Origin of the sequence: Maribacter sp. MJ134, from assembly GCF_003970695.1 — a bacterium.
In the GTDB taxonomy this organism is placed as follows: Bacteria; Bacteroidota; Bacteroidia; order Flavobacteriales; family Flavobacteriaceae; genus Maribacter.
Genome location: NZ_CP034570.1, coordinates 2,978,729 through 3,001,526 on the forward strand (window position 1 = coordinate 2,978,729; position 22,798 = coordinate 3,001,526).

At 39.6% G+C, this 22,798-nt stretch carries 19 protein-coding genes; 4 read left to right on the forward strand and 15 right to left on the reverse strand.

Annotated features, from left to right (window positions below):
- Positions 1-140: 140 nt before the first annotated feature.
- Positions 141-1,376, reverse strand: coding sequence for a TCR/Tet family MFS transporter (locus EJ994_RS12875; RefSeq protein WP_126592867.1), 1,236 nt, complete (start codon positions 1,374-1,376; stop codon positions 141-143).
- A gap of 110 nt (positions 1,377-1,486) precedes the next feature.
- On the opposite strand from EJ994_RS12875, the gene EJ994_RS12880 reads away from it, so the two are divergent.
- Positions 1,487-3,112 carry a sulfatase gene (locus EJ994_RS12880; protein WP_126592868.1) on the forward strand — a complete coding sequence of 542 codons (1,626 nt, stop codon included), beginning with the start codon at positions 1,487-1,489 and terminating at the stop codon, positions 3,110-3,112.
- A gap of 119 nt (positions 3,113-3,231) precedes the next feature.
- Here the strand turns inward: EJ994_RS12880 and atpG are convergent, their stop codons facing one another.
- From atpG to EJ994_RS12940, 12 genes are all read right to left on the reverse strand, one after another.
- Positions 3,232-4,092 (reverse strand): ATP synthase F1 subunit gamma, encoded by an 861-nt coding sequence (atpG, locus tag EJ994_RS12885; RefSeq protein ID WP_126592869.1) that lies wholly within the window; start codon positions 4,090-4,092, stop codon positions 3,232-3,234.
- Positions 4,093-4,176: 84 nt separating this feature from the next.
- Positions 4,177-5,754 (reverse strand): F0F1 ATP synthase subunit alpha, encoded by a 1,578-nt coding sequence (gene atpA / locus EJ994_RS12890; protein ID WP_126592870.1) that lies wholly within the window; start codon positions 5,752-5,754, stop codon positions 4,177-4,179.
- A 62-nt stretch (positions 5,755-5,816) separates the two neighbouring features.
- Entirely contained in the window at positions 5,817-6,356 is a 540-nt protein-coding gene (gene atpH, locus EJ994_RS12895; RefSeq protein WP_126592871.1) for an ATP synthase F1 subunit delta, read from the reverse strand.
- A gap of 2 nt (positions 6,357-6,358) precedes the next feature.
- Positions 6,359-6,859, reverse strand: coding sequence for a F0F1 ATP synthase subunit B (locus EJ994_RS12900; RefSeq protein WP_099573403.1), 501 nt, complete (start codon positions 6,857-6,859; stop codon positions 6,359-6,361).
- 80 nt (positions 6,860-6,939) lie between these two features.
- The gene (gene atpE, locus EJ994_RS12905; RefSeq protein ID WP_164721464.1) at positions 6,940-7,131 is read right to left on the reverse strand and encodes an ATP synthase F0 subunit C; all 192 of its coding nucleotides are present in this window, start codon (positions 7,129-7,131) and stop codon (positions 6,940-6,942) included.
- 33 nt (positions 7,132-7,164) lie between these two features.
- Complete coding sequence (atpB, locus tag EJ994_RS12910; RefSeq protein ID WP_126592872.1) at positions 7,165-8,298, reverse strand: F0F1 ATP synthase subunit A; 1,134 nt, start codon at positions 8,296-8,298, stop codon at positions 7,165-7,167.
- Between the two features lie 106 nt (positions 8,299-8,404).
- Positions 8,405-8,800: a DUF6168 family protein gene (locus EJ994_RS12915; RefSeq protein WP_126592873.1), complete on the reverse strand. Its 396-nt coding sequence runs from the start codon at positions 8,798-8,800 to the stop codon at positions 8,405-8,407.
- Positions 8,797-9,024 (reverse strand): AtpZ/AtpI family protein, encoded by a 228-nt coding sequence (locus EJ994_RS12920; RefSeq protein ID WP_126592874.1) that lies wholly within the window; start codon positions 9,022-9,024, stop codon positions 8,797-8,799. Before EJ994_RS12920 ends, EJ994_RS12915 begins: the two co-directional genes overlap by 4 nt.
- Positions 9,002-9,448 carry a polymer-forming cytoskeletal protein gene (locus tag EJ994_RS12925; protein WP_126592875.1) on the reverse strand — a complete coding sequence of 149 codons (447 nt, stop codon included), beginning with the start codon at positions 9,446-9,448 and terminating at the stop codon, positions 9,002-9,004. The genes EJ994_RS12920 and EJ994_RS12925 overlap by 23 nt, the downstream gene beginning before the upstream one ends.
- 4 nt (positions 9,449-9,452) lie before the next feature.
- Positions 9,453-12,008, reverse strand: a complete 2,556-nt coding sequence (locus EJ994_RS12930) for a tetratricopeptide repeat protein (RefSeq protein ID WP_126592876.1) — start codon at positions 12,006-12,008, stop codon at positions 9,453-9,455.
- A gap of 311 nt (positions 12,009-12,319) precedes the next feature.
- Positions 12,320-13,015, reverse strand: a complete 696-nt coding sequence (locus tag EJ994_RS12935; RefSeq protein WP_126592877.1) for an ABC transporter ATP-binding protein — start codon at positions 13,013-13,015, stop codon at positions 12,320-12,322.
- Positions 13,016-13,171: 156 nt separating this feature from the next.
- Complete coding sequence (locus EJ994_RS12940) at positions 13,172-14,641, reverse strand: DUF5687 family protein (protein WP_126592878.1); 1,470 nt, start codon at positions 14,639-14,641, stop codon at positions 13,172-13,174.
- 139 nt (positions 14,642-14,780) lie between these two features.
- On the opposite strand from EJ994_RS12940, the gene EJ994_RS12945 reads away from it, so the two are divergent.
- Positions 14,781-15,827, forward strand: coding sequence for a ferredoxin--NADP reductase (locus EJ994_RS12945; protein WP_126592879.1), 1,047 nt, complete (start codon positions 14,781-14,783; stop codon positions 15,825-15,827).
- A gap of 148 nt (positions 15,828-15,975) precedes the next feature.
- On the opposite strand, the gene EJ994_RS12950 is transcribed toward EJ994_RS12945, so the two are convergent.
- Together EJ994_RS12950 and EJ994_RS12955 are read right to left on the reverse strand one after the other, a co-directional pair.
- Complete coding sequence (locus tag EJ994_RS12950; RefSeq protein WP_126592880.1) at positions 15,976-16,758, reverse strand: patatin-like phospholipase family protein; 783 nt, start codon at positions 16,756-16,758, stop codon at positions 15,976-15,978.
- Positions 16,759-16,826: 68 nt separating this feature from the next.
- Positions 16,827-18,341 (reverse strand): Do family serine endopeptidase, encoded by a 1,515-nt coding sequence (locus EJ994_RS12955; RefSeq protein ID WP_126592881.1) that lies wholly within the window; start codon positions 18,339-18,341, stop codon positions 16,827-16,829.
- A 367-nt stretch (positions 18,342-18,708) separates the two neighbouring features.
- Here EJ994_RS12955 and EJ994_RS12960 point away from each other — a divergent pair, with 367 nt between their 5' ends.
- Together EJ994_RS12960 and EJ994_RS12965 are read left to right on the forward strand one after the other, a co-directional pair.
- Positions 18,709-19,398, forward strand: a complete 690-nt coding sequence (locus tag EJ994_RS12960) for a DUF2064 domain-containing protein (protein WP_126592882.1) — start codon at positions 18,709-18,711, stop codon at positions 19,396-19,398.
- 58 nt (positions 19,399-19,456) lie between these two features.
- On the forward strand, positions 19,457-22,660 hold the full coding sequence (locus tag EJ994_RS12965) for a SusC/RagA family TonB-linked outer membrane protein (RefSeq protein ID WP_126592883.1): 3,204 nt from the start codon (positions 19,457-19,459) through the stop codon (positions 22,658-22,660).
- The last annotated feature ends 138 nt before the right edge of the window (positions 22,661-22,798 follow it).

The following is a 22,798-nucleotide window of genomic DNA, read 5'->3' on the forward strand; positions in this document are numbered from 1 at the left end:
TCGGTAAGTAACTTCAGGTCAAGCCCATGAGACATTTGAGGCAAAACCAACAATTATTTCAAAGCCGGCATCGGGGCATAGTAAATCTTGATTATCGAGTAAACGACCCGCTTTAAAACCGATGAAGTTGAAGGAGAATACTAAGCTACTTCCGTTATTTCGTCCGAGAGGTCCATGCGTTTCATGGCTAGAGAGGCAAATAAAAAGGCAATGAACAAGAAAAGGGCAGCTAAGGTATAAGAAGCTCCCGGATAATAAATATCGCTTTCAGGACGAATGAAATAATAGAAAACAGGTGAGAAAATCAGTTGACCCAATATGGCCGTTACACTTATTAGGCCTGTAATGGCTCCCTGTAGATTGCCCTGCTCCTTTTCAGAAACTTGATTGGATATAACTCCTTGAACGGTAGGTCCGGCGACACCTCCCAGAGCATACGGAATTAAAAAGGCGTACAACATCCAAGGTGCGGACGCTAGAGAGAAGAGAAACATCCCAACTGTCCATAATAGGAAACCTGATATAACAACGGTTCTTTTCCCAAATTTTTTCACAAGTACTCCCACTAAAAATCCTTGGGCTATAGCTACCAGAAGCCCAACTACCATGAGAGAAATCCCTATTTCCCTTGGGCTCCAGTCATATCGTTCAATACCATAATACGACCATGTAGAAGGTAGCGCCTGACCTGCAAGATTTGCTAGGAAGAAAGCAAATATTAAAAGTAGCACCCCTTTATAGTTCCTAAGGCTCACTAAGGAAACCCCAGGAATCATCTTTAATACATTTATAGGCCTTCTATTCTCTAGCGTTAACGATTCTGGAACAAAAAACCATCCAAAAAGAAAATTCGCAAAGGTTAGTCCCGCTGCAATATAGAAAGGCAGCCTAATGTCTAATTCCCCAAAAAAACCACCAATTCCCGGTCCAATGATAAATCCCAATCCAAAAGCTGCCCCGATGAGACCAAAATTCTTGGCCTTTTCTTCCTTGGTACTGATATCTGCAATGTAAGCCGATGCAACTGTGAAACTTGCGCCGGTAATTCCCGCAAGGAACCTTCCTAGAAATAACCAAGTAATAGTGGGCGCCCAGGCATGTATTAAATAGTCTATACTTAATCCTAAAAGTGCTATTAAAAGAATAGGTCGTCTTCCGAATCTATCGGAAATTTCCCCAAGAACGGGTGAGAACAAAAATTGCATTCCAGCAAAAGCGGTAGTTAGCCACATTCCGTAGATAACGGCCATGGCGGTACCCTCACCTGTTAATTCCATTATCAAATCCGGAATTATGGGCAGAATTATTCCTATGCCTATAACGTCTACAAGAATGGTGATAAAAATAAAGAGTAGCGCTGTTTTCTTTGATTTCATGGATAGGGCAAAAATCGGCAAAAAAATAATCCTAGAAAGGAATCTGAAGATGAAAGGTTACAATTTTTAGTATATTCCACTTGAACGCCTATTCTTTTAAAAAACAAAAGATGAAAAAACTACACTTTACGACAGTACCTCTTCTAGCCTTACTACTGACTGTTTCATGTCAACACAAAGAAGTTGAAAAAAAGGTGGCCAAAAAACCGAACATTATTTTCATCATGTCAGATGACCACGCGTACCAAGCCATTAGTGCCTACAGTTCCAGACTAATTGAGACCCCCAATATTGATAGAATTGCAAAAGGAGGTATCAAGTTTACCAATGCCAGCGTTACGAACTCCATCTGTGCCCCTTCTAGAGCAACAATTCTTACGGGCAAACACAATCATATAAACGGAAAGACAGATAATCGGCGACCTTTTGATACCACGCAGGTAACGTTTCCCCAAATCTTCCAAAAGGCAGGTTATGAAACCGCCATGTTTGGAAAACTGCATTTTGGCAATAATCCAAAAGGGGTAGATGACTTCATGATCTTACCCGGCCAAGGTAATTATATCAATCCCGATTTTAATACTCCCCATGGAGACACTACCATAACAGGTTACGTTACCGATATTATAACCGATATTACCATAAACTGGTTAGATAAGAAAAGAAATCCCGAAAAACCCTTTATGCTCATGTACCTGCACAAAGCACCACATCGACCGTGGTGGCCCAGTCCAGAAAAGTTCCAAGAATTTTATGGCAAGACATTTCCAGAGCCTGCAACATTGTTCGACGATTATAGTAATAGAGGTACAGCTGCGAAAACCGCAGAGATGAATTTACTGCGTCATATGATGTACAATCACGATAGTAAGATTCGCCCTGACCTTACCGAAAAGATGCAGCCAGAACCTGTTGTCCCAGAATTTGAAGGTGCCTTTGACAACCCCTATACCAATAGAGCAACAGACGCCCAAAAAGCGTTGTACGAGCCAATTTTAGATAAAATCAATAAGGACTTTGAAACCAATTGGCCCCAAATGAACGATGAGGAGAAAATGCGTTGGAAATACCAGAGGTACATGCAAGATTATCTGGCCTGTATTTCTTCAGTAGACGACAATGTGGGAAGAGTGTTGGATTATTTGGATGTCAATGGACTATCGGATAATACAATGGTTATCTATACCTCTGATCAGGGCTTTTACTTAGGCGAACACGGCTGGTTCGATAAGCGATTTATCTACGATGAGTCCTTTAAAACACCTCTGCTCATTCGGTGGCCTAATAAAATAAAGCCCGGTATTACCAATGAGGAAATGGTACAAAACCTTGACTTTGCACAGACCATGTTAGAAGCGGCACAAATTGAAGCTCCAAATGATATGCAGGGTGAAAGTTTAATGCCCCTATTGACCTCTAATGATACCAATTGGACCAGAGATGCAGTATACTACCATTATTACGAATATCCCGCAGTACATCAGGTAAAAAGGCATTATGGTATAGTTACCATTGATCATAAATTAGTCCATTTTTATTATGATGTTGATGAGTGGGAGTTATATGACCGCAAGAAAGACCCAAATGAAATAAACAATGTTTATAACGATCCTGCGTACGCTAACGTAGTTGCAGAACTAAAGTTGAAGTTAGAAGATTTACGTAAACACTACGGAGACTCGGATGAACTTAATCAAAAATATATTGATTTAGACTTGGAGCGCAATATGAAGTAAGCGCCCACTATAAATAGTAATGAAAGCAAAAAACCTCACGTTTCTGTGAGGTTTTATTTTCTTTAGTATTGTAGGAGACATTGCTGCCTGACCAATGACTTTAACAAAATTTTCTGCATTTAGTTATTCAACGCTTCGGCTCCACCAACGATTTCCAAAATTTCATTTGTAATTGCAGCCTGTCTTGCCTTGTTGTAGGTAAGTTTTAATTGATTTCTGAGTTCGGTGGCATTATCGGTCGCTTTGTGCATTGCTGTCATACGCGCACCATGTTCACTAGCAAAAGAATCTCTTATTCCCTTATATAACTGTGTCTTTAAGGATTTTGGAATCAATTGTTCTACGATTTCCTCTTTGGATGGTTCAAAAATATAATCCGCACTTGCGTTCTCCTCTCCTTCAATAGGAACAATTGGTAAAAATTGCTCTGTCATGATAATCTGGGTTGCGGCATTTTTAAACTTATTGTAAACAATTTCAATACGGTCATAAGAACCATTCGTGAACTGCTCCATTAAGCTTTCGGCAATAGCAGCGCTGCGATCAAAGGTTAGGTCGTCATATATATCGCTATGGTTTGCAATAACAGTATATTTCTTGCCTAAAAAGTCGTTCGCTTTCTTTCCGATAGCGACAAAATCTACTTGTTTACCGGCATGCGCTTCCTCTGCCAAATAAGAACATTGTTTAAGTATATTGGTATTAAAAGCGCCACACAACCCTCTGTTTGACGTAATACCTACCACTAATACCTTGTTCACGGAGCGATTATCAGAATACTTACTTCCGGAGTCAGCATCCAGACTTGCACTTAGGCTTTGCAATAATTCCGTAAGCTTATCCGCATAAGGTCTCATGGCCGTAATGGCATCTTGCGCTTTTTTCAATTTTGCAGCAGAAACCATTTTCATGGCACTGGTAATCTGCATAGTTGATGAAACTGATGCTATCCTATTACGTATCTCCTTTAAATTGGCCATTTTTCTAGTATTTAGTCGTTAGTAATTAGTAATTAAGACTTATTCGGTTCTTAATACTGACTACTTAGTACTTATTTCTATTGACTAGTTATATTTTGCAGACAAATCTTTACAAACAGCGGTCAACGTCTCAGTTACCTCATCCGTAAGTTTTCCTGCTTTTAACGTATCTAAAACATCTCTGTGTTTAGCGTTTAAGAACTCTATGAAATCTCGCTCAAATTCTTTCACCTTTTCAACAGGTACGTCTCTAAGTAAGTTTTTTGAACCTGCATAGATAATAGCAACTTGGTCTTCTACGGTAAATGGATCGTTCTGTGCTTGCTTAAGGATTTCAACGTTTCTACGTCCTTTTTCAATGACGTTCAGTGTAGCGGCATCCAAATCAGAACCAAACTTTGCAAAAGCTTCCAGTTCACGGAACTGAGCTTGATCTAGTTTTAAGGTACCTGCTACCTTTTTCATGGATTTTATCTGCGCATTACCTCCAACACGTGATACGGAAATACCTACGTTAATAGCCGGACGCACACCTTGGTTGAATAAATCTTGCTCCAAGAATATCTGTCCGTCCGTAATTGAAATCACGTTAGTTGGAATATAAGCTGATACGTCACCCGCCTGCGTTTCAATAATAGGAAGTGCGGTTAATGAACCACCACCTTTTACTATTGGTTTAAGCACGTCTGGTAAATCGTTCATCTCCTTGGCAATCGCATCATTGTTGATCACTTTTGCGGCACGCTCCAATAATCTAGAATGCAGGTAGAAAACATCCCCAGGATAAGCCTCACGTCCCGGTGGTCTTCTTAATAACAAAGAAACTTCACGGTAAGCAACTGCCTGTTTGGATAAATCATCATATATAATCAATGCAGGACGACCTGTATCCCTGAAATATTCTCCAATAGAGGCCCCTGCAAAAGGAGCATAAACCTGCATTGGCGCTGGGTCAGAAGCGTTAGCAGCTACAATAGTTGTATACGCCATTGCACCTTTGTCCTCCAATACTTGGGCAATCCCTGCAACGGTAGATGCTTTTTGGCCAATAGCCACATAAATACAATAAACCGGTTCCCCTGCATCATAAAATTCTTTTTGGTTCAAAATGGTATCGATACAAACCGTAGTCTTACCGGTCTGGCGGTCACCAATAACCAATTCTCTTTGTCCTCTACCTACAGGAATCATGGCGTCAATTGCCTTGATACCTGACTGCAATGGCTCTGTTACTGGTTCACGGAAAATAACCCCTGGTGCCTTACGTTCCAGTGGCATTTCATACGTTTTACCGGAAATAGGTCCTTTACCATCGATAGGAGTTCCTAATGTATTTACCACACGGCCAACAATTCCTTCCCCAACATTGATAGATGCGATACGTTGGGTACGTTTTACGGTAGCTCCTTCACCAATAGCTTTGGATGGACCTAATAGTACAACCCCAACATTATCTTCTTCCAAGTTTAGAACGATTCCTTCCAAACCACCTTCGAATTCAACTAATTCACCATATTGTGCATTTGCCAAACCGTAGACTCTGGCGATACCATCACCTACTTGCAATACGGTTCCTACTTCATCTAAAGTAGCGGTTGCATCAAAACCTGATAATTGTTGTTTTAAAATTGCTGAAACTTCAGCGGCTTTTACTCCTGCCATGTTTTTATAGATATAAGATAAAAGACGTAAAACGTAAAACGTTAGCGCCTAATAAAAGTTATTTATAGACTGTTTGTAAATTCTCTTTTAATATTATTCAGTTTGTTCGCGATACTAGCATCATACTGCAAATCTCCAACACGTAATACGAACCCGCCGATGATACTTTCATCAACTTTGTTTTCGATAGTTACTTCTTTTCCGGTAATAGAGGTCACTTGCTTTAAGATTTTCTTTTCCAAAGTAGCGTTCATAGGAACTGCAGTAGTAACGAAGGCTACATCTTTTCCTTTTAGTTGTTCATTAAGGATAATGTATTTTAAGGCAACCTCGTTTAGCATAGCCACCCGTTTATTATCCACTAACATTGTAATTAAACCTTCTGAAATGGCATTGCTTCCCTTAAAAATTTTATGAAGGGCTTCTTTTTTAGAGGTACTAGAAATAACCGGACTGGCCAACATATCTCTTAACTCCTTACTTTCAGAAACTGTCGCCACAACTGCACGCATATCTTTTTCAACGACATCAGTAGCTTTATTGTCTACTGCCAAATCCAAGATTGCTTTTGCATAACGTATGGCTGCTCTAGATTCGCTCATTCTTAATTCAATTTGATATCGCCCAACATTTCATCTACTAGCTTCAACTGCTTGTCCTTACCTGATAATTCCGATTTGATTACCTTCTCCGCAATAGAAACTGAAAGTTCGGCTACTTGAGTCTTTATATCGGCTACAGCAGCTTTCTTTTCGCTCTCAATGGTTGCCTTGGCCTGCTGTATCATTTTATCACCTTCAATCTTTGCCTGTTCTTTGGAATCTGCAACCATCTTTTCTCTTATTTCACGCGCCTCCTTCAGCAAAGCTTCCCGTTCTGCACGAGCCTCTTTTAAAAGATTTTCACTATCCGCCGTTACGTTCTGCATTTCTTTCTTCGCGTTCTCAGCGGCTGCCAATGCATCTTTTATACCGTTCTCACGTTCATTTACCGCATTAAGTATGGGTTTCCAAGCAAATTTACGCAACAACAACAGCAAGCCTACAAACAGTAATGTTTGCCAAAAAAACAAGCCTAAAGAAAATTCGTTCAATAATTTTTCCATGATAAATAAGTTGTATGTGTTTTAATTTTTAAGAAACATTGACCGCAACCAACCGTTACGGTCAATGAACTTTAGATTTGTTAGGATGCAAAAATTGCAGCGAAACCAATCCCTTCAATAAGTGCTGCTGCAATCAACATAGCTGTTTGAATCTTACCATAAGCTTCTGGCTGACGAGCGATAGCATCCATGGCAGAACCACCGATTCTACCAATTCCCATACCTACTCCGATAACCGCTAAACCTGCACCTACAATTGCTGGAATTTCCATAATATATCTAGTTTAAAAATTAAAAATTCAATTCTATAAATGTGCCAACTCTGGCTCATCATCATGCCTATGGTCATGCTCTTCTGCAGCAAAACCAAAATACAAGGCCGATAGCATAGTGAAAATATATGCTTGTAATACAGCCACTAATATTTCAATAAGCGATATTGCAAACGCCAACCCAAATGATAAGGGACTTCCTAACCAACTCTTGAAAATAAACATTAACCCTATTAAGCTCATTAAAACGATATGTCCTGCCTGCATATTCGCATACAAACGTATCAACAAAGCAAATGGCTTAATGAAAATTCCTAAAACCTCAATTGGCACAAGGATAATATAAATAAGGATTTTACCGTACCACGGCATGGTATCTCCTAATGGGTCAAAAATGTGCTTCCAATAATCTTTTGTTCCGGTTAGATTGGTCAATAAAAATGTAATAAGAGCCAAAGCCACCGTCACGGCAATGTTTCCTGTGACGTTAACTCCTAGCGGAGTAAGTCCAAAAATGTTCAAGAACCATATAAAAAAGAAGACGGTAAGTAAATAAGGCATGTACTTCGCATATTTCTTTTCACCAATATTTGGCTTGGCGATATCGTCCCTGATATAAATGACAATAGGTTCGAAGAACCTTCCGACACCCGTTGGTACACTGCCATTCTTTGCATAGGATTTTGCCAGACTTGTGAACAACCAAAACATTAATAAACACGTAATAAGTATCATTACCACACTCTTGGTTATAGAAAAATCTATTGGCTTTACGTTTGTTGGATGCTGATCTTCATCATACGTTATTGTACCGTCTGCATCTGTCTTATAAATTTTACTATGATATAACTTATAGTAGTTGCCGTCTACCTCGGCGAGTGTTTCACCATGATGGAATTTTGATGAAGAGAAAACTTTAAGACCGTTATCCCATAGAATAACGGGAAGCGGAGCACCAACATAGTGATGTTCGCCACTTTCATCGGTATAAGAATACAATGAAAAATCATGTGAATCCTGAAGGTGATGCTGAATATATTCCTTTATCTCCGTTTTTAGGTCCTGCTTTGGCTCATCGGTAGACCCTTTGGTCTCGAAGGCAAAAATATTGGAGCTAAGAAGTAAAGCTATGGCTACTAGAACTTTGAAAAAAAATGTTTTTCGCATATTGCTCAAAATATCGGTCTCTAAAAATCGGTGCAAATGTACGTCATTATGGCAAAAAGAAAAAAGCAAATGAGACTTTATTTGCAAGTAAGAAGTCAAGAACGCTTTAATCCATTTTTTTAAGCATTTTAGCCATAAAAACCGTCTCAATAATTAGGGATGCTGCATAGGGCACGAAAAACGCGGAAAACTCCACTTTGTCCATAGTATCATCGGCACTATAAACGGGATAAAAAATAATGAAGAAAAATATGAACTTTAAAAAACTACCTCCCATAAACAAAAAGCCTATTTGATTCTTTAGCCGTTTTTGAAATATGTAGAGTAAAATGTAAATGGCCGCTGCTAAAAAGGCGTTTACCAAGTACGATTTCACGATAAGATTACCGTATTTAAGTAATCCCATAGAGGCCCATACATACGTATGGATTAAAAAGGAAAGGGTCAAAAGGGCGCTTAGAAAGAGAAGAAATTGGACGATGGGGTATAGTCGCGTCTTCAATATTTTATATTTTTAAGTTGCTTCAGTACTACCCAAAGAGAAATTGCCACACCTAGAAGTGTGGCAATCGCTGTGCAAATTCGTTTTTCATTTCCGTAATATTCATCCAACCAAATACCTCCTTTGGCTGCCAAAAATATTATGGCTCCCATTTCAAAAGCAATACCGGACAGTACTGCGATATTTTTAAGGTTGTTTTTCTTAGGAAGCTTTTGCTGGTTCATTTTTATTGCTAGAGTTACCGCTCATGGAAGACTTAAAGCTTCCAGAAGGTGAGCCTATACCTCCTTTACCTTTCATGCTACATGAAGCGTTGAAGGTGGCGCCAGGTTCTACAGCTAGCTTACTAACAGTTACGGTTCCTTCTATAACAGCAGAAGATTTTAAAGAAAGTAGGTCAGAGACTAAAAGTTCACCGTTGAAACTTCCTTCAATATCTGCATTTACACATTCTACTTTTCCGTGGATATAGCCATCTTTACCGATGACCACTTTTCCAGAGGTCTTTACGTTACCGTCTAATTTGCCGTCTATCCTAAAATCTGCTTCGGAAACGATGTCTCCTTTTATTTTAGTGTTCTTTTCAATTCTATTGGGTTGTCCTCCTATTTCGTTCATAGCTCTAGGTTTTTGTTTATCTGAAAACATGTGTTCATGGTTTTGGGGTTAAAAGTGTATTTCTGTAAGCTTCTAAATTTTTGTGTACTTGAATAATCTTGTAGTTATCAGATAAAATTACAAAATTCTCATCAGCCACCTTATAATCCTTATTGTTTTTTAATAGCTCTGCATAACCGAGCGCAAAGTCCTTGTTCTTAAAGCCATGCACAACTACAAATTGATCTTCCAAATTGTAAATATCCTTTGAAACGATATTCTTATATCTTAAATCTGCTATCGATTTTTCTAAAATCTTCATTAATTTCAAGGCCTTCTCGTTATTACTTCTCTTGAAAGGGAAAATAACTTTCCAGTTGGCCGTACCCTTGGAGTCCGTTTCCGGAGAAAAGTCTTTCGGTTCTAACTTAGGAAGTTGTTCGGCTATCATTTGTTCCGCTTTTTTTCCTTCTGGATTGTTGGGATACGTTAACGCAACATAGTTCAAGGCCTCCTTGAAATCCTCGAAACCTTGTAGCCTGCCTATTGCGTTGGCCTTTAGCATTTCAAACTTAGGCACGATGGGATCTCCGGTAAAACGATTGATGTTCTCCTCCGTAGCGGTAATGACCTTTAGAAAATCTTGCTGTTGGTATAGTTTGAACAGACCTTCATAACGCTTTTCTGGGCTGTCCGACGCATCCGATAGTACCGCCTGTGGGTTTAATAGTATTTCTGCATATCTAGAGTCGCCATGGTTAGCGATAATGTCCGCCTTCATTTCTGCCTGCAAAGCACTACCCTCTTCCTCATAAATTTTATATAGGTTATACTTGGAAGGGAGGATCAAGCGTTCTTCCGGATTGGATGCCAGAACGCTCTCCAACTTTCCAACGGCCAGAATATTCTCTTTGAATTTCTCTTTATAGATAAGTCCTAATTGGTAATTAGCAAAGTTTCGTTCTGCCCTAAGGCTATCTACAACAGCTATTTCCGTAGGCACTTTATCCATGTAATAGTCCAAAGAAAATTTTTCGTCCTCAGAAACCTCAGCCTCTGCAACCGGAACACCTGCAACGGTATTATCGTTAGTAGTGGTATTATTTGAAACTGTTTTGTTAGACCAACGCCAATCATCCGCTAGTTCCCGATTACCCCATTTATTCTTAAAATCGTTCTGTCCGTATCCTAAACTAGTGATGTTATAGAAGTAGAATTTCCCTTTGTTCTCCTTACCTCCTTTACTTTTAGAGAAAGCTGCGAAGCCTTCGGTAATCTTATCCTTTTCTTTTTTCTGCGCGGCTTCCTTGGCTGCTTTTAATGCTGCAATATGGTCTTCAAAATAAGCTATTCTATCATCTATGGGCAATTCAAAAACTGTGATGACACTATCAGTGTATTGCACAATATCCTCATATTTTATAACGTCTTCCAGGTTGTCCAGTTTCTTCTTGATGGCCCTGTATTTTCTTGTGTTTTCGTCAAGATTGGTCAGCACGCTATCATAATACGCGCCCGCAATCTTATATTCATTCTGGTCAAAATTATAGGCCCCTAGGTTCTCATAGTTCAAGGCATTTAATTTAGGTTGGTTTTGAGTAGCTCGTAACGACTTATTGAAATAAACAATAGCCAGACTATCGGAACCTTGCTCCAAATGAAACTCGGCCACCTGTCTAAAAATCTTGTCTAAAAACGGTCTGTTTTCCCGGTTCTCTTCCAAATCGGTTAAGTATTCCAAAACCTCCAGTTGATTTTCAGCGGTAATCTCCGTATTCCGTATTTTTTGGATTTCTGCATTGATCATATACACCCGCGGTGATTTCCTGTTCAGGTCAATAACCTTATCAAAAGCGTAGTTGGCACTATCCTTATAGCCCAATTGATTGTAAAGCTGACCAATGATGTAATAGTACCTGCCCTTTTCCGGATTCTTCTTAGTGTAGTACGATGCTACTTTTAAATGCTGTATTGCCGTATCCGGAGCGTTGAGATTAATATAGGCCTGGGCCAACATGGAGCGGGCATCTGCATATTCTTGGTCTTTAAGTGTCTCGAACTTCTCCAGACGCTTTAGATTCTTAATGGCCAATTCCTCGTTCTGTAGGCGGATATTTACTTTCTCCCGCCAGATCGTGGCCTCGTTAAGTTTGTCGCTTTCCGTGTATTTTTTTAAAATATAATTAAACGATTCAAGCGCAGGGATATACCGTTCATCAAAATACCGTGCTTTTCCTAATAGCAGGAATGCCTCATCTGTCTGAGGGTTACGCTCACGGTCTTTGATATCCATGCTATGGCGTTGTATGGCCTTTGTGGCTTTTTCCTCGGCAATGATGAAGTTGGGGTTATTGTCCTCCGAATCTAGTTTTACCTCACCGGAAACCTCTAGCCGTTCAATGGGCAGAATTTCCCAATAGTCGTCGCGATAGGTATCGTTAAGGGTGTTTCTACCTTCCTCAAAGGCAATATTACCATTGTACAGCGTATTATATTTGGTGTTTAAAGCATGCCAATTTCTATTAAGAAAGGCGTCTTTTTTTGTGGAACAGCCACTAAAGAGCAGTGTCCCTAAAAGTACAGTGGATATGAATTGATGTTGAAGCTTCAAAATTAAGTGTATACGTATGTATGGTTAACTTAAAAACGGCCATATTATTATGTAGTTCATCGACAAAAGGATAAATTTCTTGCCATAGATTGGTTCTGGAAGATGCATTAAAACAAACTAATCGGTCTCTTAGTGATTTATTGAAGTGTTCAATTCACGTTGTAGGTTCAATTTATCGATGATTTTCACTGTAAAACGGCAATTTGATGATAGGAGCAATATTTGGGAAATTAAAAAACCGACTAGATAGTCGGTTTTACTATTTTTCTATCCTAATCGATGAAATACAGTTTCGAAACCTTCATATGGGATTACCCGGCAAAAAATGCCTCTAATTCCTTTAAAGTTTCTGCAGAGGTCTGAATATCTTTAACCACTTCTCCTTTGTTTAAAACAACGATGCGTTCACAGACTTCCGTAACATGAATTAAATCATGGCTGGAAACCAAAACAGTAACATTATCCTTTGCCGCAAGGTCTTTAATAATGCTTTTTAAGCGTATTTGGGTGGTGGGGTCCAAGTTTGCGAAAGGTTCATCTAAAATTACGACTTCAGGGTTTCCAATAAAAGAGGCCACTATACCCGCCTTCTTCTGATTCCCTTTGGACAAATCTCTTAGATATTTCTTTTGTCCAAGTATTTCGCCGTGAAAAAAATCATCGAACTGCGCCAGCAAGGCATCAACATCTGCCTTATTGGCTCCCCTAAGATCTCCGATAAAATAAAAATATTCTTCCGGGGTTAAATATCCGATTAAGAATGTTTCATCAATAAAGGAGGAGGTAAATGGTTTCCAGTCCTCACTAGTGTTTACCTGTACCTCGTTATTTAATATATGTCCCGATGTTGGCTGAATTAAATCCAGAAGCAAACTAAAAAAAGTAGTCTTACCGGCACCATTGTTTCCGACAAGGCCAAAACTTTGACCCTTTGGAATTTCTAGATGATCAATGTTTAGAACAGTCTGTTTCCCGTACTTTTTTGTTAAGTTTTCTGTTGTTATCATAAAGTCATTAGTTTTTGCATGCTTGTTATCCGTTGTAGGGTTATGCTTGTTCTATCGTATTTAAGTGGTTAGCCAATGGCCGACCTGCTGTCTCTTGTCTCTTGTCTCTTGTCTCTTGTCTCTTGTCTCTTGTCTCTTGTCTCTTGTCTCTTAAAATCAACTAGCTTTCTCTTTAAATCCGGCAATCATCCCGTACTTCTTTTTTCTATACTGCTCTGTCACCAAATTCAATAAATAGTTCTTCATGGCAAAACCAATAATACCCAGTACGGATAAAACAATCACCGCGGCCTCAAAGGAAATAACATAATAAAAAATAGAAAATAGTACTATAGGAACTACTAAAACTGGGAGCATCACCAAAAACTGCGTTGCACTGGTGCCCTGCATATTCCCGAACGGACTCTGATCCAATTCGATGCGCTTTTTGTTAAAGGAGCCAAAAAATAAAATGGCCGGTATATTTACTCCGAGATTGTACAATGCGCAGGCCAAGTTAATAGCCAGAGCCTCCCAACCAAAGTAAACGTAGGGTATGGTAAGTAAGAACATAACCACCACACTAACGGAAATCAACATTGCTTTAGACTCCAAATATTTTCGTAATGGAATATTTTGAGACATCATCATGGAATAATAACTGCTGTCCCACGCTGGAATGAACTGCCCAAAATTACTAAGGAAAATACCGGTCATAAATACGCCTAAAAATGCCTTCATAGGCATCATATCCGAATAAATATCCTGTGTGTAGAATATGAGCCCGTAAAAAACAAAGAGCAAGGAGATGAACACTTGTGATTTTGTTCTTTTATTTCTCCATATCATCTTTAAATCTAACTGCAAAAAGGTGCCCAACTCCCCAAACTTTTTAGTCCAAGCCAAATCGCTTGTGTTGGCTACCGTACTTTTAGCCTTTAAACTGGCATCCAAATATATTTTAGTGTTTAAAAATTTAAAATTGATGTAATAGATGAGTACCGCTAATAACACAGGTACCAATACGGTCAGAGGATACGCATACAAAGCATGAAAAATAGGCCCAAAAAATGCTTTAATTGAAAATATCTGAAAATAGTCTAAGGCATAACCAACGGCCAAAGCACCTACGATAACTATAAGGGCTTTATCATTCTTATTGATTAATAGGTTAATGTAGTTAACGCACAATACAATAGCCATAATGGCAATAACCCATAGGATCACATTCAAGGCGGGATATCCTTGAATGAGCAAAACAATGGCGAAAGGCACAAAAAAGAAAAGGGATAATAGATTATAAATAGAGGCCCCTGACCGTCCTAGAATATAATGCGCTATAGAACTTTTCTTAACCGGCGTTGTTAAAAAGGGTTTAATGTCCATCACCGGTAATTTTTGCATGAAATAACGCAGAAAAAGCTCAATAAGAATCCAGTAGATAAAATATTGGCTTATCATCCACATCGGGTTCTGATCCGGAAATATTTTACGTAGAATAAAATACATTCCTCCGCCGGCACCAATGAGATAAAGAAGCATGATAAAGCCAAAAAAGCCCATTACTATTTTTAAGCCAAGGCTCTTCCCGAAATTGGAAGAACGAAAAAATGACTTCCATTGTAATGCAGCAAATTTTTTAAACATAAAGGTTGGTTTATGATGTTCTGTTCATTGGTAATAGAAAAATGAATTTTGTTACAAGGAAGTCAATTTTTTTCAAAATGCAATTTTTTATCGCTCTTCCAATTCGTAATTTTGCCTTCCACTGAAAGAAGAACAGATTATGGCAGATTTTCATGCCCTTACGGTAAAGTCGATAAAGAAATTAACCCCTAGCTCGGTAGCGGTGACTTTTGCTATTCCAAAGGAACTTATTCAATCGTTTGCATTTACCGCAGGACAGTACATTACTATAAAGAAAGAAATAAAGGGAAAAGAACTCCGCAGGGCATACTCTATAAGTTCTTCCCCAAGAAAAGAGGATATTACCATTGGTATAAAAAAAGTGGACCGTGGTGGTTTTTCCGACTACGCCAATACCAAACTACAGGTTGGCGATGTGCTAGAAGTGATGCCGCCAGAGGGTCGTTTCACCTTCAAATCCTCCGAAGTTAAAAACATTGCTGCATTTGCTGCGGGTAGCGGTATTACCCCTATCATGAGCATTGCAAAAACGGTATTAGATAGTAATCCGGCAAACGAATTTGTGCTTGTATATGGCAATAAGTCTTATGAAGAGACTATGTTCTATACGGATTTAGTAAAACTGGAACTGGATTATACCAATAGGTTTTTTGTTTACTTTACCAATAGTCAGGCTAAGGAAGATAAGGCCCTATTTGGCCGCATAGACACTTCTACCGTAAACTACGCTTTAAAGAATAAACATAAAGACCTAGATTTTGATGGCTATTATCTATGTGGTCCGGAACAAATGATCCATTTGGTAACCGACACCTTGGTAGAAAATGAGGTTCCAAAAGACAAGATTCACTTTGAACTATTCACCACCACAGAAATAAAAGAAGAGCTGCCCGCAGCACCGGACGGAAAATCCACAGTCAAAGTCATTGTTGATGATGAGGAATTTGAAATCACCATGGATAAGAGCACTTTGGTCTTGGATGCCGTGTTAAAAGAAAACATCGATGCCCCTTATTCCTGTCAAGGTGGGGTTTGTAGTAGTTGTATCGCTAAAGTTAAGGAAGGAAAGGCGGAAATGGTTAAAAATCAAATCCTGACCGATGGTGAAATAGCGGATGGCTTTATCCTAACCTGTCAAGCACATCCTACGACACCTACCCTAACGGTGGATTATGATGATGTATAGCCTTACTTGGACTGCGCTCAACACGAGCCTATTCCCCAAAGGGATATCTGCTGTGGATTAGACAGCACATTAATGCTTTTTTTACCAGAGTTGAAATCAGAAACGAGAAACCAACCATCCGAGTTCGGATTCTTTCCCTTAGAGCAAGCTAGAGGACGCGGCTCTTTTCAAACTCCCTAACGGCAGTTTCATAACCAATGGCATAGGCTTTTTCTAAGCCTTTTCTATCCAGAATTCCAATGTGTTCTAGTTCTTGTGGTTCGAATACTAAGTCGCACTTATCTATTTTGGCCCTATTGATCGCATAGACCATCAATCCCGTAACCCTGCCGGTTAATTGAATGGAATTGTTCAAATCCTTTTTCTGCAATTTAGAAACGATGGAAACGTTACTTCCGATTACGTAATCTACTTTCTTCACCAAGGGTTCGGACGGAAAGTTGTTCATAATTCCACCATCCGCATATAACATTCCTTTATACGTCACAGGGCTAAAAACAGGGGGAAGGGCCGCTGAGGCCAGTAAAGGTTTTATAAGTTCGCCCGATGTTATGAACTCTTCCTCTCCTTGTTCCAAATTCGTAGCCACGACATAGAGTTCCCTCTGAAGACCTTCAAAACTATCGTGCGGAAAATAGGCTTTGAAAATATTGACGTAACGCTCCGTATCTATTAATCCCGGTTTGGCTAGTGCAAAAAAGTTGTATTTAAAAAGAGGGGTCTCCTTAAAAAAACGCATCATATCCAAAACCGAATTTCCGTTCGCGTACAAAGCCCCAATCAAGGCCCCAACACTACTGCCGGCAATGATTTTGGCCTCCAGACCAAACTCTTCCATGGCTTTGATAACGCCAATGTGAGCCATACCGCGAACACCGCCGCCAGAGAGGACAAGGCCTATCGACTTATTTTCAAATTGTGGAACTTTCATTAGGGTTTTGGTATAAAAAATGCCGTACAGCTTAAACACTATACGGCATCAAAATTAACCAAATCTAGTTATGAATCTATACCAAAGGCATAATAATAGGTGCTGCCATCTTCATAGATACCTTCCAACATTACGCCACCTTTCTTATTTTCCAGCAAGGCCGCCACATCGGATACTTTTTTCACTTTTTTACCATCGATATGTGTGATGATAAAACCTTCTCGCATCTGAGTTTCCTTGCGTATTTTACCAGGATACAGTTTGGTTACACGCACACCGCCGTCTACATTGAGCTTCTTGGCCATTTCTTTATCCAAGGTTTCAAAATCGGCCCCTAGAAGATTCAAGATTTCCTTTTTCTCCTTTTTTACAATGTCCGTACTCCCTTTGGCATTTTCTAAGATAACCGTTAGATCTTTTTCTTTTCCGTTTCTACTTACGAGCAATTTCACCTCATCCCCAGGTCTTTTCCCTGCGATAATTTCCTGTAATCTAGGAGAGGTCAGGGTCTTGGCCCCATCTACACTTAAAATAACGTCTCCGGGTAACACTCCAGCCTTGTCGGCCGCACTATCTTCACCAACCTGTTCTACCCATACCCCGTTGGTAAAATCTACTTTTTTCTCCTTAGCTAAGGCGCCATCCATAGTGCGGATGGTGACCCCTAACATACCTCTCTGCACCGTTCCGTATTTGAGAAGATCTTCCATGACTTTTGTAACAATATTACTAGGTACGGCAAAACCATATCCCGTATACGCTCCCGTACTACTGGCAATAGCCGTATTTATTCCGATAAGGTCACCGTTTAAATTTACCAGTGCACCACCGCTATTCCCAGGGTTTATTGCGGCATCGGTCTGAATAAAGCTTTCTACAGCGAATTTTTCACGGTTAATATTGATACTTCTGGCCTTAGCGCTAACAATTCCGGCCGTTACGGTAGAATTAAGTCCCATGGGATTTCCTACGGCAAGCACCCATTCTCCTACCTCCACATCATCAGAATTTACCAAGGCCATGGTTTTAAGATTATCGGCATTTATCTGAAGTAAAGCGAGGTCCGTGGTGGGGTCGGTACCGATGACAGTAGCTTTATAGGACTCATTATTATAAAGTGTAACCTCCACCTCATCGGCATTTTCAATGACATGATTATTGGTAACGATGTAGCCTTTTTCATTTATGATTACCCCAGAACCTGTTCCTATTCTTGGTTGTGACGGCATTCTTTGTGGAGACTGCCCTTTGAACATATCCCCGAAGAACTCTTTAAAGGGGTCCGGCAACGCCCTTGCACCCTGATTTCCATAAGAAGAACTCGTTTGAGTAGATTTAATATGTACTACGGCATCTAACACCTTATCCGTAGTTGCTGTAAAGTCCAAAGGGGTTATGTTCCCTTCGTTATCCGCGGTAAAAAGGACCTTTTTACCTTGTACCGCTGCTTTTTCAACTAGATTTACAGGGGTTTCTTTAAACATTTGGCTAGCCGCCCAAACCCCAAGGCTTACTACTAAGGCTATTACAGCCGATAAGAGATAAACTCTTGTTCCATTAACATTATCTGCTTGTTGTCTCATTATTATAAGTTTTAAATTTTCGACATCAATTAGACAAATGGTATGCCAGAATATGCGCTGAAATCGCTAAAAAATCTTAAAATTCAATCGGTTTTTTAACTTTTTTTTAGACTGATGGGTCTGTTATCACGATTTTTGAACCCAATAAATGTATCTTTTAGGTTTTACATCTTATTTGTTGGAGAATTAACCGTCGCTTTACGTCTAAAATGTGCGTTATGCTATCTTAAAAACCGACCAATCGGTCTGTAGCTGTCAAAATGACATTATGTTAAAGTTTCAGTAGATGTAAGGTCTAAAAATCATTCCGACCAACCCAGTGCTAACTTTTTATCGTAAGTTTACCCAGACAAGTAAAACAAGCTTCTTGACAAATTTGAATAAAACTGCTATTCTGGTATTTGCCAATTCCGCGAAAACGGAAATGGCACTTAAGCCCATACAACAAGGAGAAGCTTTATTTAACAAACTCACCCAAGAAACATTAAGGAAGGTAAAACGAACAGGGCTTCCCTATTTTCATATTTCTGATAAGGAACAAAAGGGCCATACGTTCGGTGAGCGTTTCACCAAGGCAATACAGACCATTTTTGAAAACGGTTTTGAAAATGTTATAACCGTTGGCAACGATACGCCCCAACTAAGTACAGCTCATCTGCTTAAGGCAAGCCATGCCTTACAAACAGGAAAAACCGTACTGGGACCGTCCATAGATGGTGGCTTTTATTTGATGGGAATACATAAAGCCAACTTTGACCAAGAAACTTTCAAAAGATTGCCTTGGCAACGATTTAGCCTGTTCAATAGAATTTCTACCCTTTTGGACGAAACGGACAACCTTCTGTTTCAGTTACCCCTTCTTAGCGATATTGATACCGTTGAGGATGTGAAGCGTCTTGCTTCATTCTGTAAATCGATTTCAACGACCGTATTACAATTGTTAAGGGCACTTGTACGACAGGGAAAGATATTACCGATAATCGTTGCTTCTGCTTACGACAAAATTCTTCTTCAGCAACCTTGCAATAAGGGTTCTCCGCTACTACTTCATTCTTAAGTTTTTTTAAATCGATGGAAGGTTCCATCTAAATTACTATTTAATATTATAGCATTATATGAAGTATTTATTGTTAGCGATGACTATGGTCATGGCAACTATTACCACAGCACAACAGGACATTTCTGGAACTGTAACGGATGTAAATGGCATTGCCATACCCTATGTAAACGTGCAATTAAGCGGAACAAACAAAGGAACCATAACAAATGAAGAGGGCAAGTATAGCCTGGAAGTTCCAAATCTTTTAGGAGCACTTCAATTTTCAATTTTAGGATTTGAAACACGGACGGTTCCCATTAACAATGTTGCAATTCTAAACGTTTCCCTAGAGGAATCTTCTGAACAACTAAATGAGGTAGTACTCACAGCCCTTGGTCTTAAACGAGAGACCAAAGAATTGGGTTATGTGGTGCAAAGTTTAGATGCCAAAGGGGTTACAGAAGTTAAGGCGGTAAATTTTTTAGATAACCTAGCGGGGAAATTGGCCGGGGTAACGATTAACCAAGGAGCAACGGGGGTAGGTTCTTCCTCAAAAATCACCATTCGTGGGGAGGCCTCTTTTTCTAATAACAATCCGTTGTTTATTGTGGACGGTGTTCCCATAAACAACAATTCGGTCTTTAACTTTACCAATGAAGCTGCAGCGGGATTTCAAGAAGTAGATTTTGGTAATGGTGCCATGGAAGTAAATCCTGATGATATTGCCGAAGTATCCGTTTTAAAAGGGCCCAGTGCAGCTGCCCTTTATGGTACAAGAGCTGCAAACGGCGTTATTGTTATTGAAACTAAAGACGGTTCTAAAAGCAAAGGTTTGGGCATAAGCTACAATACCAGTTTCTTTGTGGATTCTGCTTTTCAACTTCCAGACTTTCAAAACGAATTTGGGCAAGGCCAAGCAGGGGTTTTTGAATTTGTAGATGGCCTCGGTGGTGGAACCAGCGATAATATTACCTATAGTTGGGGACCTCGATTAGACGTTGGTAATTTAATTCCGCAATTTGATAGTCCGGTTACTTTACCAGACGGAACCGTAGTTCGGGGGGGGGACACTTCAGTATATAACGGACTTCCTATTACGCCCACAGAATTTCGTTCTAACCCGAATAACCTGCGAGATTTTTACGAAACTGGAACAACAGCTATTAACAACCTAGCGATTTCGTCGGGCTTTGATAAGGGTAATTTTAGACTTTCTTTTACCGATTTACGCAGCGAAAGTATCATCCCTGGGGTAAATTTAGACAGACAGACTATATCTTCCCGTTTAAACTTTCGCCCAACCGATAAACTACAAATTAGGTCTAGCTTAAGTTACGTAAACTCCCAAAGTGATAACAGACCTTCTAACGGATACGGTTCCGAGAACGTGAATTACTCTTTGGTAGCATGGGGGCCACGGTCACTGAATATTGATAGCTTACGCGATTATTGGCAACCCGGCCTGGAAGGTTTACAACAGTATTCTTTTAACTATACCTTTTTTGATAATCCGTTCTTTATACTTCAAGAAAACAGAAATTCTTTTAATAGAGATCGTGTTTTTGGTAATATATCTGCTTCTTATGATATCACCGATAAGCTATCTGCAACAGTACGCACTGGAATGGATTATTCTAGCGAACAACGCCAATTTAGAAGGGCCTTTAGCTCTAATCGTTTTAGCAATGGAGGTTATGCAGAACATGATGTTTTTTACAGAGAAATAAATACAGACTTTCTTTTAAACTACAACAATGCCTTTGGCGATTTTAAGGTTGATGTTTCCCTTGGCGGAAATCGTTTGGACCAAAAAGCCTTCACGGGTCAGTCCCAGACGACAAGTTTAGCGCAACCGGGGATTTTTAGATTGAGCAACGCGGCATCACCGATTGAAGTTTTTGAGTTTGAATCCAATAAGCGTATCAATAGTTTTTACGGTTTGGCCAAGTTTGGATACAAAGATTACTTGTTTGTAGATATTACGGGGCGTAACGATTGGTCCAGTGCCCTGGCAACGCCTTTTTCTGTGGACAATGTGTCGTTTTTCTACCCATCGGTATCCACAAGTTTTATTTTATCTAACGTAACGGAGTTACCCCAAGCAATTTCCTTTGCTAAACTGCGTGCCAGTTATGCACAGGTGGGTAACGACACCAATCCGTACCAGACTACCGGAGCTTTTATTGCACAGACTCCTTTTAACGGTCAGCCTACCTTTAGTGACCAGAACCTTATTGCGAACCCTAATTTAAGACCGGAACAAACCGCTGCGATTGAAGTTGGCGCAGATATCCGATTCTTTGGGGACAGACTCAATTTAGATATCTCTTACTATAATGCAGTAACTAAAGACCAGATTATATCACTGCCCATTGGTATATCATCAGGATTTACGCAACAAGTAGTTAACGGTGGTAAAGTACGTTCAAAAGGTGTGGAGCTCATATTAGGTGCAACGCCGATTGTAACTCAAAATTTTAAATGGAACAGTACAGTAAACTTTAGTACAAATCGCTCTACCGTAGAAGATTTACCACAAGACGACGGGCGTTTAACCTTGGCCTTTTCCAGAATCTACGACAGTCAAAACCAAACGGTATTTGTACAAGTAGAAGAAGGTGGCCGTATTGGAGATTTATATGGTACAGGCTATCAGCGGAATGAAAATGGCGATTTTATCCTCACTGATGAAGGCAGATATATTCCAGATAACACCTTACAAAAACTAGGGAATTCCAATCCTGATTTTATGGTAGGTTTCAATAACCAGTTCAACTATAAGAAATGGGATTTAGGCTTTCTTTTAGATTGGCGCCAAGGAGGCATTATTGTTTCTAGAACCCGTGCCTTAGGAAATGTTGGTGGTCAATTGGCAGAGACGGCATTTAGACCAGAAGAGGGTATTGTACCGCAAGGTGTTGTTAATACAGGTACGGAAGAAAATCCGGTTTTTACGCCGAATACCACAGCAGTTACCGCAGAAAGTTTTTACCGACAGTTTTACGATAGAAACCACGAAGAAAACAACACTTATGACGCTTCGTTTTTAAAACTGCGCCAATTTTCAGTTGGCTATACTTTTGATAATTTGAGGTTTTTACAGCAAGATGCGAGTTTGCGACTATCGCTTATCGGTAGAAATTTATTCGCTATCACCGAAAATCCGCATTTTGACCCAGAGCAACTAGCCGTTCAAGGGCAAGGATTTGTAAGTGGTATCGAAGACATGTCCTATGCTACCACAAGAAGTATTGGTTTTAAAGCTGGGTTTAATTTTTAATTAGAAGATGATGAAATTTATATATAAAACACTAATGCAAAAGCTTCCTGCCCTATATAGAAGTGGGTGGATCGGCCAAGTCCTGAGAATGGTAACAATACTTAATAATACCGTAACGTACAAAAACAACACACCCCT